A 12405-nucleotide genomic window follows, 5' to 3' on the forward strand; every position below is an offset into this window, starting at 1 on the left:
GCTGATTGTAAACGTCTTCCTGCGGGAGGTTGTGTATGAAAAACAAAAAGATACTTCTAACGTACCTGTCATTGATGACTGGTATGCTCTTTTCCTGTCAGCCTAAAAAACAAGCGGACAACAGTTCGACGATTTCCCAAATTATTTGCCGGACACAGCTTACCGATAAAGACTGGTATAATTCCGGGAAAAAAGCGCCGCTTTTTGAAGGATTAGGTAATGTTCATTATCCGATATCTACCCAAAGTAAGGAAGCACAGAAATATTTCAATCAGGGCCTTATGCTGGCGATGGGATTCAACCACGCAGAAGCCGCACGATCCTTTTTTGAGGCGACAAGAATTGATTCAACCTGTGCGATGGCTTTCTGGGGGTTTGCTTTTGTGTTGGGGCCGAATTATAACGCAGGCATGGAGCCGGATAATTATGCGCGGGCATATAAGGCGGTAAAACAGGCAGAAAAGCTTTCGGGCAATTGTACGGCCAAGGAGAAAATGCTGATCAGGGCCCTGTCCAGACGTTATCCGCCCGGACCCGTGGAAGATCGCAAGCCTTATGATGTTAAGTATTCGGAGGCGATGAGAAACATTTACCACCAGTTTCCCAACGACGAAAATATTGGGGCGTTATACGTCGAATCAGTGATGGATTTGCATCCCTGGGATTTGTGGGAGAAAAACGGTCAGCCGAAGCCATGGACGAAAAACATTCTTGCGGAACTTGAAGAATTAAAGGTGCGGTTTCCCAAACACATCGGTATTCAGCATTATTATATTCACGTCATTGAAGCCTCGAAGACGCCGGAAAAGGGTTTGGCCAGTGCAGCCATTCTTGCAGAGCTTGCGCCAAATGCCAGTCATCTGGTGCATATGCCTTCACATATCTACATCCATACCGGTAATTACCATGAGGCGTCGCTGGCTAATATTCGTTCGGTAAAAGTGGATAGCGCCTATCTGAAAGGCTCTTATGCCCAGGGTATGTTTCCGCTCATGTATTTTCCACATAACTACCATTTGCTGGCAGCCACTGCCACGCTGGAAGGTAATCAGAAATGGGCCATGCTGGCGGCCAACAAGATGGCGGAGTACAGCAGGAAAAATTTAATGCCGGATGTTGCATGGAGCACCCTGCAGCATTATTATACGATCCGGTATCATGTAGCGTTGAAGTTTTCCTTGTGGGATGAAATCGTCAGAATGAATAATACGGATTCTGTTAAACTGAAATACCCGATGGCAATACGTCATTATGCTATGGGACGGGTTTTTGTGGTCAAGAATCAGGTTGATAAAGCTAAATTGGAGCTGTCGGAATTGGAAAAAATTGCGGCAGATCCTGAAATGTCAAAATTGACTTCGTCGGGAATAAATCCATTAAATGCCGTTTTGGAAATTGCCAGAAGGGTATTGGAGGCTGAAATAGCTGGTAAGGAAGGTGATGTCTCCATGAGCGAAAAACTGCTAAGAGAGGCCGTAGCACTGGAAGATAATCTGAATTACAACGAACCGCCGGACTGGTTTTTTTCAGTGCGGCACAATTTGGGTGATTTGCTCCTTAAAGAAAAAAAATACGATGAGGCAGAAAAGGTTTTGAAGGCCGACCTGGCAATTTTTCCAAGAAATATCTGGGCATTGAAAGGTTTGTATCGGGCACAAATGAGCGTGGGAGATACCGAAGATGCCAAGGAAACAAAAGTGGCGCTGAATCTGGCAGGGAAATGGGCAGATAAGCGTGTCAAAATGTTATAAAATCCCAGTACTTTGCTTTAATAATGGCATGGAGTTTCAATTGTTTCAAAACAGAAACCCCATGCCATTTGATTTATTTGTCAGAGGACGGGATCAGTCTGGCTTTCAGATCCGGGTCTTTCATATCCTTGTCTAATGGAAACATTGGACGTTTGATCCTTTTGTAACCAAGTCTTTCCAGATTCTGGTCAACGCCGCCGGGTGTAAGCGAAAGGATCCAGTCGGCTCTCATGGCATAAAGCTCGGGTTCGAGATAACCGATTTTCACGACAACGATATCAGATTTACGTGGATTTAACCCCAAACGAGTGAAATCCGCTTCCTTATGATAGGGTTTGCGTTTTTTAGTAACAATCACATGAACACTCCCTACTTTTACGACAACTTCTGTTTCTGCGTTTCTGTCACCATGCTCGATGGATTCGACGGTTCCGACAAGTCTTACCGGGGGCGCGAAACGGGCATCTACTTTTGCACCCGCATAGGCATCTACTTTGCCGCCTACGCCCGCCGCCATTGCACTTTGTACGAATTCCGGTCCGGGGATGGACGCGTAAATCAAGGAAGGGCCGTTTTCAGACTGGAACTCGGGACGGGCAAGAATCTCTTTCAAAGTCCAGGTAACATCACCGGCGCCTCCCGCAGTTGGGTTATCACCTGAATCGCTGATAAAAAACGGATGTGTTTTGCTGGCTATGGCTTTGTCAAGACTTTCGGTCAACGAGCCTGTCGGCGCGACAAATGCAAAATCGGCCCTCGCTTTCCAGAAGCTTTGTGCAAGCTTTTCTGCGGTTTGCGTTACGGTGGTTTTATCATCACCGGTAACCATCACAACGGCATGATTGCGAGGCTCATCAGCCCAGGCATAGCCTACCCAGATCGCAGCGTCGATAACGCCGGGTTGTTTTGATGCCGGGTCAACGGCTGCATAAATTGTTTTCGCAGGTTCAATTCTCGTACTGGTTTTTTCACCAGGCAACAGCACCGGAATGGGGATCCAGGCTTTGTAGGCAGGTTTTCCCTTGCCACTTTCCAACCGGGCCAGTAAATTATCGACAGCGCGTTTTTTAGTTTGCATGGCGTCTTCGTGGGGCGCCATCCGATAACAGGTGATCAGGTCCGTGTTTTGTGCCAGTCGTAAAGATACATTGCCGTGAAGATCCATGGACGTAGAAATAAGCGTTTTTTTGCCAACCACTTCGCGGATTCTTACGATCAAATCTCCTTCCGGGTCATCAAGACCAACGACACTCATAGCGCCATGGATGTCGAAAAATAATCCGTCATAAGGTACGTTTTTTTTGAGTAATTCGAGCATCTGTTTCACCAGAGATTCATAAGCTTCGCGGGTCACGGTACCGCCCGGTAACGACCGGCCAACCAATGCAGGGAGCCAGACGGCCCGTTTCCTGTTTACAGAGTCGGCGGAAAAAAATGGATAGGATGTGAAAATTTCAGCTCCGCGTTTAGGATGGAAGGCCTCTTCCAAAGTAAGTGCAGGCGAAAAGGTACTGGATTCGATCGCTAAGCCCGCAATACCTATGCGGGGAAGCGCTTTTTGGGTGGCATGTGTGCCCGCTACTTGTGGTATGGGGGCGGATGATTCAATAGGTTTTTCAGAAACGGGGAAAAATGCCCGGGATACGGTTAATAAAAGGGAAGTAGTCAGGAGAAATGTAAGTCTCATACATTAAATTTTATCGGATAGATATTTTAAAATATTTTACTAAATATAGTCAACTTTATGTAAGACTTTTGAAAATGAGCCAAAACTTTCCCGGATGTGTATTAACTGATATTTGACGACCATTTGGTTTTATACGCTCATTTACGTTCTAGCGCTTGTAAACAATCTTCATTGACTTGACATGTGTTGGATTCGGTGTTTTAGGGTTGCTGGCATAATCGAAAAGCCAGATCATGGCACCTCCTTCAAAACTGACATTGTATATTTGGATAGGGAAGTTTTCATCGCCCGAATTGATCGTGATCTTGTTCCCGGTCTGGGTCCAGGTTGTCTTACCGTTCATGGCTTCCAGCATATTTTTCATGTTACTGCAACCGCCCGCGTTCATCGTCACCTGCCCACCAGGTGCATAGGTATAGGTAATTGTTGCGGCACAGGGCATGGTTTTGAGCTGCGACTGAAACATATCGGACTTAGTTCCATCACTTTTTTCAAGGACAATGGATGTTCGTTTCCATGTCCCTGTGATTTGCTGTGCCGATGCGAAGTTGAGAATGGAGCAAAAGATGCAAAGGAGAAGTGTCAAATTTTTCATAATAAGTAGTAGTGAAAAATTAGTTTACATTATTGAATTTTATAATGGGTTATAAATCATCCGGTTACTACGCTAATTGCCAACAGCTACTGAGCAGTATTAATATGGTAAAACGAACTGCAAATGTTCATCTGAAAATGCAGACAGGCGGTAATTTTGGTTGATAACACTTATATAAAAATAACACTATTTGTCATTAAATTTTACGTTTTTCGGATTTTTCCGGACGAGCCCCGTGGGAAGGAGGACGATTTTGTTTGGGACAGACAAATGGAGTGAAACAACTGCGAGAATCGGTTAACAGCAATTCGGATATCTCCAATATTAAAATAATTCACTATTGGCTCTGGATTTAATATGCAGGATGTTGAAAATATAATTATTGATTTAATGGTAAGTTGTCTGTTATTTAGGGTGTTACGGTGATTATGTGTTGTTGAAATGAATTGGTTCTTACAAAAAAGACATTTTTAGATCATGGAAAGATTATCTTTGTGGTTACGTTTATCGTTGAAAAGAAACCGCTTTGTTTCTTAAACCCAACTTTTTTTTTGCAATGTTGCAACCACTTTTAGCATTTATGTATCTAGAGGTAATTATTGGTAAAGTTGTTATATTAGTCAGTTTATGAAAGCATTTTTAAGATCAAGGTTTGTCCGCTTTTTGCCGGAAGGTGTTTTGAAAGATCAGCCCATATTCAGCTGTTTTTAGCGATGGGTTTTTCAAAAACCGGTATATTTTAATAGTCCTCCTGATTTAATTTTAGCAAAAAGCATATAGTGAGTAAGTATATTTTTTCCTTTCGTATAGTACTAAATTTATTATGGATCCTTGCGGTCCCGGTTATTGTTAAAGCACAAATTGATGTAACGACTCCTTTGGAAAGGTCTGTTTATCAGAGAGAAAAAAATGGTTCTGCCGATGTGATCATCAGTGGGAACTACGCGATTCCAGTGGATAAGATTGAGGTGCGCGCAACACCTGTTGCTGAGGGGCAGGGTATAGCAATCGCATGGACAACATTGCAGGATAAACCCGCTGGTGGCGTATTCAGCGGAAAATTGTCCATGGCCGGAGGGTGGTACAAAGTAGAAGTTCGCGGGTTGAAAGGTGGAATTGCCATTGGAAACATAGATGCCATTTCCCGCGTTGGTGTGGGGGAGGTTTTCATCATTGCAGGCCAATCCAATGCCCAGGGCATGGACGAGACCAACCCATCAGCACCTTTGCCGCCGCCTGCCAGGGACGACAGGGTAAATTATGTGATATTTGATAACGATGCCCAGAATAGATGGACTGATGCGCCCATAGCTAATATTCAGCCCTTGCAGCTACAAACTGCCTGGAATGGGAATGGCCAAAATCCCAACATTATGGGGCCAAGGGGCCATACTTCATGGTGTTGGGGGATTTTGGGGGATCTTTTGGCGCAACGCCTGAATGTTCCCATTTTGTTTGTGAATACCGGCTGGTCGGGTACTTCGATACAAAACTGGCGGGAAAGCAGCCAGGGCATTATCACGACAAATGCTTATTCCGCCGGTGTTAAATTACCCGCGGAAATGCCTTACGGAAATCTGAGGTTGGCGATGCAGTATTATGCGAAACCGTTTGGGGCGAGAGCGGTTCTCTGGATGCAGGGTGAAACCGACAATTTGCCACGGAGAACCAATGCAGACACCTACAAAAATGATCTTAAGTCGGTTATTTCCAAGCTTTCGTCAGATGTCAATCGCCCGATTACCTGGGTGATTTCACGTACCTCCATGGTATCTATCCCCGATGATCCGAAATTTACTTCCGTTACCAGCAATGAGATTATTGCCGGGCAAAATGCTGTTTTGAGAGAGCTTCCGGGTATTACTTACCCCGGACCGGAGACCGATAATCTCCCGGCAGCCCGCAGCGACGGGACGCATTTTTTTGGCGAAGTGGCTTTGAAAGTGCTGGCAAATGCGTGGAATGAAACGTTGAATACAAATTTCTTTGCCACCGTTAATCCCGTTTCCGTTTCCCAGGAACCTAAAATCACCAGCGTTTGTGCGGACAATAACGCTTCTGTAAACCTGACATTACCGGATGGTTTTCAGGGTTATAAATGGTCGGTAGAAGTAAATGGGCGATACACTGAACGTTCGGGCAGGTCGATCAATATCTCGGAACCGGGCAAGTACACCGGGACGGTTAAGGATGCCTATGGAAATGCTCTGGTAACCCAAACGATGGTTATAAATACAAGTATTAAACCGGTAACTCCGACGATCCGGGAAATTGGCTCGCAGCAGGCCTGCGCGGATTCATCGTTTACTTTTTCAATTAATCAGGGTAATGAACTTTACAATTGGTACAAACAGGGAACAGGTAATACCCTGGCAACAAATAGTACATTAACGGTGTCGGATGGCGGGAATTATTTTGCCAGAAGTGAAAATGTTTTCGGATGTTTGTCCAATAATTCAGATGTTTCATCGCTGACAATTCGTCCGAAAACGCCGACCCCGATCATCGAAAGAACAGGGCCGTTTACCGCACTGGCGACGATTAGTCAAAAGGACCTGAAAGAAAAGTATGATTGGAAAATGGGCGGTGAAATATTGACAAGCTCAACAGCGAATATCATCAAAACGGCGCAAACGGGGACTTATTCGGCGAGAGCGGGTGTGACCTATGTTGTAGGAAGCAATTTGTTGACCTGTTATTCGTCTTTCTCCAATGACCTTCAGGTGATTACAGAGGGTATTTCAGATGTAGTTGTATTTCCCAATCCGGCTACCCGTGACCAAGTGTATGTGGAATCACTGGAGGATATAAATGACGCCGAAATTGTCGTGTATGATCTGTACGGTCGGATCATGGTTACGCAAAAGCAGGATATGAAAAGTCGTGTCAAAGTTTTGTTAAATAATTTGCAGCCGGGAAAATACGTTGTGCGTGTCAAGGGCGCCAATACGGATGTGGCGAGACAACTGGTCGTTAATTAGCCGTGAAATAGTAGGGCACTAGGAAATATTAAGCATAAAAAACGGCGGTATCTCTGAATCTGGGACATCGCCGTTTTTTGTTATAGATGTGTAGGATCATCTAATTCAGATGCAGTGTTTGTGGGCCGAATTCTTCAAAATGGATAAATTCTTTATTTATTCCATTCGCAATCAGTGCCGTGTAATGTTTCGTGATGAATGGAGCCGGACCGCAAATGTAGTATTCCGTGTCTGGTGCGATCAGTTCATTTCCCAACACATTCAAATCCACCCATCCTTTGTACAAACCTTCGTTTGCCGAATCTTCATCGATTTCATCGTAAAAGATGTGCTTGTCAATGGCCTTTTTTTCGTCTGCCCAGTACTCAATAACTTCCTTGAAGGCATGAGCGTTTTTGTCCCGGCAGCCGTGAATCCAGGTTTTTGGCCTTTTACTCGCGCTCCTGATGAGCTCTTCAAGCATGCTGATCAATGGCGTTTGCCCGACACCTCCGCTGATGAACACAACGGAGTGATCATTATCTGTTTTTAAGGTAAAACTACCAGCCGGGGCGGAAACATCGATCAGGTCACCCTCGTTAACGAAATCATGCAGTCGGTTACTGATCATGCCATTCGGGTTAAGGTTTGTGGAAGTCTCTTTTTTGACTGAAATGCGGTAGTACAGTCCGTTTGGGGCACTGGAAATACTGTACTGGCGAGGCTGTAAAAGATTAAGTTCAGGAAGAAAAAGACGAACACTGATGAATTGACCCGGGAGAAAACTTGCAACGGCCCCTCCATCGGAAGGATACAAGTGAAACGAGGTAATTTCAGTCGATTCAGCAATTTTTTCTTTCACAATAAAGGGGCGCCATCCGGTCCATCCGCCTTTTTTTTGCACTTGTTTGTTGTATAAGTGGGTTTCATGGCCCGACATAATTTGCGCAAGCTGCGTGTAGGCAACGCCCCAGGCGTCAATAATTGCAGGTGTGGCTGCGTCTCCGAGTACTTCTGAAATTGATGCTAAAAGATGTTCTCCAACGATGATGTAATGCTCGGGTCTGATGTCCAGACTGGTGTGTTTTTGTCCGATTCCGTCAACAACCGGCATCAGTACAGCGGGATTTTCTATATTTTCGGCATAGGCTAAAACTGCCATCGCAAGTGCAGTTTGCTGTCTGCCGTTTTGCTGGTTACCCATGTTGAAAACATTTTTCAGTTCGGGATTATGGGTGAACATACGTTTGTAAAAGTGCGTTGTCAATAACACACCATTTTCCTTTAAAACAGGTACTGTTGCTTTGATGAGGTTTTTTTGGTCTTGAGTGATCATGCTTGTTCCTTGTTTTGTTATTAAATACTTGATTTTTAAAGTAGCGGTATAATAGGTGATCCCTTGATCAGAAAGGGGAAACTGTCTTCTGTTGCTTCCAACAGAAATATATGTATCGAAATTTTATAATTAAAATATATAAATACCTTTTTATCTTTTTAATTGTGTTGAAATAGATAATTTAAGGAAAGTGCCGTTGTTTAAAAGCGCTAGAATCCGTTGACGGAACAAAGGTAATAGTAAAATTGAATAATAAAAGATAGTTTTATCTTTTATTTGTTTTAGGTTTCATATATTTGCAGGTAGTCCTGATAAAGCACAGCGGGGTTAACATCGGATTCGTGTGTTGGGGAAAGGAATGAGCGCGGGAACTGCGGAACGGTAAATTGTAATTGAGATGGATGTAAAAAAGGAGATACTTGATTTGGAAGATGTAAAATTACTGGTTGATACCTTTTACGATAAGGTACGCAAGGACGATATTCTGGCACCGGTTTTTGATGAACGGATTCAGGGGCATTGGCAGCCACATCTGGAAAAAATGTACAAATTTTGGCAAACGATTTTACTGAAAGAACATACTTATTTCGGGAGCCCGTTTCCGCACCATGCTATGCTTCCGGTTGACCATACGCATTTCACAGCCTGGCTCGGGTTATTCAATCAGACCATCGATGAATTGTTTACGGGTGAAAAGTCCGAAGAGGCGAGGTGGCGGGCTGAAAAGTTAGCGGCGTTATTTGAACATAAAATAGCGTACGCCAAGTTTGGATAACTCGATAGACTTAACGGCTTTACCGCATATAAACTGACCCCGCCGGAATTTCTTCGGCTTTGGAAAATGCAATTTTGTATTTAGACGCATACTCGGCAAGTTGTCTGGTGTTGTTATGTTTTTTTGCAATTTGATATAATCCAACGTACGACCAGCCATTACCGGGATTCCTGGCGAGGTCATCCTGGTAGACTTTTTCAGCATGGGCCGGTTTGCCCATTTTTAGATAATAAGCACCTAGAAATTGCCTGGCAGGAATCGGCCAATCGTTAGGCTCCGTATAAATAAGGCCATCTTCAATTTTGATTGCCTTGTTCAGGCTGGCAATTGCTTTTCTATATTTTTTTTCTGAAAACAATATGGAACCGTTCAAAATTTTATCAGCGATCTGTGCGATGGGCAGCGGGGCGTTGAAAGGAATTCTTCGTTTTTCTAAAATTGGATCTTTAAGGTTTTGCTGTAATAATGCAAGATGCTTTTTCGCAAGCTGGGTCTGTCCGGTTTGAACATAAGCCATACCTTTTGAGAAATGATAAAGCAACTGAGCATAGGTCCATTTTGGATCAGGCTGGCTTTCATCTTTTATAATTTCGTCCCATTTTCCCAGACGAACCAGGGTCAACGACGGCAGCATATAAAGATATTGGTCATAGGTGCTCTCATACGTTGGAGAAACGCTTTTTCTACACCGGAGCGCACTGCGAATGCCGACTTCATACATTCCGCCGCTTAGCGCACAATAGGTTTGCACGGCAAAGTAATGCGGGCTGTGTTTGCTAAGGCTAAGATTTTTTGCCAGCGAGTCATAAAGATGCAGATTGGCATCAGCCAGATCATTTACCATCACACCTTTTTCAAATAGGCCGTTGCGTTCATATTCGTGGCTCGACATATGCACCATGTGCGCAACGCCGGGAAACAGATCTTTCAGCTTGTCCGCATTGGGCAATGCAACTTCAGGGTGTCGTGAGGCCTCTGTAAGATGGATATGATAGTGCAAAGCGGCCGGATGATCAGGGTTTTTCTTTAATATCTCTTCGCAGAAATGTACAAGTTCGTCGGTCCAGACTTTTGCAGTGCCATCACTATTCCAGAAATCCCAGGCATGTATAACCATCACCGCATCTACGAATAATGCCTTAACATCCGGATCGTCCGGATACTCCAAAATGAGTTCCCGCATCGCATTGGCGTAGGCCTGGTTCAAAGTCTTCCTGCGGGCATCCGTTGCATCTTTTGAATAACGGTAATTCATCACACGGATCAGACCTTTTTCCTTATCAGATAGGCCCGCTTTTTCATTCATATTTTTTAAGACGTCCAGGATTTCAGCAGGCATTTTATAACTATGCGCAGCGTTGTAATAGGGTCCCATGGCCAATGCCTGGCCCCAATATGTCATGGCAGAACCGGGGTCAAGGCGGGAAGCCTCCTTGAAGGAAGCAAGTGATTCCTTCATGTGGTAACTGTAATACATGTTAAGGCCCTGGTTGAAATAGAACTGGGCACTGTCATTGTCCGTGGAAATTTTATATTCGTAGCTGCCCCAGCCTGGAAGCGGGTTTATGAATTTTCCGGAAACCATCGGTCTGATAATTCCTCCGGCAATGGGGGCGCAAACGGTGATATTATCCATACTGCCGGTTGGCTCCTGCTCTTGTTTTAAGAAACCAAACATGAGTGTTCCCGCGAAAAGTAGTGGGAGCAAAACAATGAGCAGAATATTTTTCATTTTTATTGACTCAGTTTAGGTAGCGTATGATGTCGGTTTGCAGGATTGCTGTTTCACAGATTTACATGCAATTTAGAGATTTTAGATGGAAAGTAGTCCCGCGATTTCAATTCCAATAGAGGAAATTGCATTTGAAATATCATTTGTATCAATTCAGATAATTCTGTGCTGATAACGAGGTTGTTATTACTCATTTTTGTGCCAGTAAAACAATAGCCATGAAAAAATATAAAATAGTAGTTAACAAAGTACATGTTTCTCTGGTTTGCCGCCCGGATGGAGAAATGGTTATTTCAAGGCATTAGCGTCCTGAAATTCAAGGCAAGCCTCTTTTTGCTTTTCTTTTTCCAGTTCGGTTTCGTATCCGGGCAACCGAACTGGAAACTCGTGGCCGATGAGGACGGTGTCCGGGTTTTTAGCAAAAGCGTAATGGACTCCAGGATCAAAGCGGTGCATGTAACTTGTGAAATCAAGGCCAATCTGGCGCAAATACTGGCTTTACTGCTGGATGTGGAAACCGCTGAACAGTGGATATGTCATACAAAATCGTGTTCGGTTTTAAAACGAGTATCGGCCTCTGAGTTGTATTATTACACGGAGGTGGATTTGCCCTGGCCGTTGAATAACCGGGATTTTGTAACGCACATGAAAATATTTCAGCATCCGGTTACCAAAATTATCACGATCACGGCGCCGGCTGTTCCAGGTATTCTGGCTGCAAAGGAAGGTATTGTCAGGATAGACCATTCGGTGGGGACCTGGATTTTGACACCTTTGGGGAAAGAGCGGGTTAATATAGACTATACCCTGCAAGTCGATCCGGGTGGGATTATCCCCGCCTATATCGTAAATGCTTTTGCAGTGAAGGCTCCCGTTTTGAGTATAAAAAAAATGAGGGAGATTTTACCAAAATATAAGAATTCGGGACACACGTTGTTTTCTATTTCGGAACCCTGATTGAAGCCGAATGACCTCAAATCCTATCAATCTTGGTCTGGTATTTTATTTAACGATGTTAGATTTGAATGCTGTTTTGAGTATTTTAATCATATTGTTTTTGTAAATTTTTGATAAAGAGATTGTTATTAATTTTTAGTGCTTTTGTATGATCTGGACGGATCTTGGGGGAAGTGAGGCAGATTGGCCAGAAAGAAAAAGACGAATAATCTGCAATATTGATTTTTTTGATAAAGTTTCACCAACTGTTTATCATCCTATCCTGATTCCTACTGTTTAATCGGAATCAGCGCTATGTTGGTTAAAGTTGTTTATTAAAACCAACTCTAATCACTGGTTATGAATTTGTTAAATACACTTTGGTATTTTCATGAAATCGATTCTGCCTTTGAACGAGGGATTAAAATACTGGGCATGTTTATAGTCTTTTTTTTGTATTTAATATATTGATTATAAGTAAGTTGTGAGTATTATCGCGACGTTCGGATTTGACTGTTTTTGGTTGTGGTGGAATCAGTAGATTCTTTGCTGTCTTCCGGTGGACAAATGATATCACAGGAAGCAAGACTTATGCCCATCAAGAGGATAAATAGTTTCTTCGTCATTTTGAAT

General features: G+C 43.6%; 9 protein-coding genes. 4 read left to right on the forward strand and 5 right to left on the reverse strand.

Features of this window, described 5'->3' with window-relative positions:
- Positions 1-35 precede the first annotated feature (35 nt).
- Positions 36-1751 (forward strand): tetratricopeptide repeat protein, encoded by a 1716-nt coding sequence (locus RB622_RS06940; RefSeq protein ID WP_308045829.1) that lies wholly within the window; start codon positions 36-38, stop codon positions 1749-1751.
- Positions 1752-1824: 73 nt separating this feature from the next.
- Here RB622_RS06940 and RB622_RS06945 read toward each other — a convergent pair whose 3' ends face one another.
- Entirely contained in the window at positions 1825-3438 is a 1614-nt protein-coding gene (locus RB622_RS06945; protein WP_308045830.1) for a M81 family metallopeptidase, read from the reverse strand.
- Positions 3439-3586: 148 nt separating this feature from the next.
- The gene (locus RB622_RS06950; protein ID WP_308045831.1) at positions 3587-4033 is read right to left on the reverse strand and encodes a hypothetical protein; all 447 of its coding nucleotides are present in this window, start codon (positions 4031-4033) and stop codon (positions 3587-3589) included.
- Between the two features lie 779 nt (positions 4034-4812).
- Between RB622_RS06950 and RB622_RS06955 the strand changes: the two genes are divergently transcribed.
- The gene (locus RB622_RS06955; protein ID WP_308045832.1) at positions 4813-7014 is read left to right on the forward strand and encodes a sialate O-acetylesterase; all 2202 of its coding nucleotides are present in this window, start codon (positions 4813-4815) and stop codon (positions 7012-7014) included.
- 100 nt (positions 7015-7114) lie between these two features.
- Here RB622_RS06955 and hmpA read toward each other — a convergent pair whose 3' ends face one another.
- The gene (hmpA, locus tag RB622_RS06960) at positions 7115-8329 is read right to left on the reverse strand and encodes an NO-inducible flavohemoprotein (protein ID WP_308045833.1); all 1215 of its coding nucleotides are present in this window, start codon (positions 8327-8329) and stop codon (positions 7115-7117) included.
- Positions 8330-8726: 397 nt separating this feature from the next.
- Between hmpA and RB622_RS06965 the strand changes: the two genes are divergently transcribed.
- Positions 8727-9104 carry a group III truncated hemoglobin gene (locus tag RB622_RS06965; RefSeq protein ID WP_308045834.1) on the forward strand — a complete coding sequence of 126 codons (378 nt, stop codon included), beginning with the start codon at positions 8727-8729 and terminating at the stop codon, positions 9102-9104.
- A gap of 19 nt (positions 9105-9123) precedes the next feature.
- Here the strand turns inward: RB622_RS06965 and RB622_RS06970 are convergent, their stop codons facing one another.
- Positions 9124-10836, reverse strand: a complete 1713-nt coding sequence (locus RB622_RS06970; protein WP_308045835.1) for a hypothetical protein — start codon at positions 10834-10836, stop codon at positions 9124-9126.
- A gap of 252 nt (positions 10837-11088) precedes the next feature.
- On the opposite strand from RB622_RS06970, the gene RB622_RS06975 reads away from it, so the two are divergent.
- Entirely contained in the window at positions 11089-11793 is a 705-nt protein-coding gene (locus tag RB622_RS06975; protein WP_308045836.1) for an START domain-containing protein, read from the forward strand.
- A 470-nt stretch (positions 11794-12263) separates the two neighbouring features.
- On the opposite strand, the gene RB622_RS06980 is transcribed toward RB622_RS06975, so the two are convergent.
- Positions 12264-12398, reverse strand: a complete 135-nt coding sequence (locus RB622_RS06980; protein ID WP_308045837.1) for a hypothetical protein — start codon at positions 12396-12398, stop codon at positions 12264-12266.
- Positions 12399-12405: the final 7 nt, after the last annotated feature.

Origin of the sequence: Dyadobacter sp. LHD-138, from assembly GCF_030929615.1 — a bacterium.
In the GTDB taxonomy this organism is placed as follows: domain Bacteria; phylum Bacteroidota; class Bacteroidia; order Cytophagales; family Spirosomataceae; genus Dyadobacter.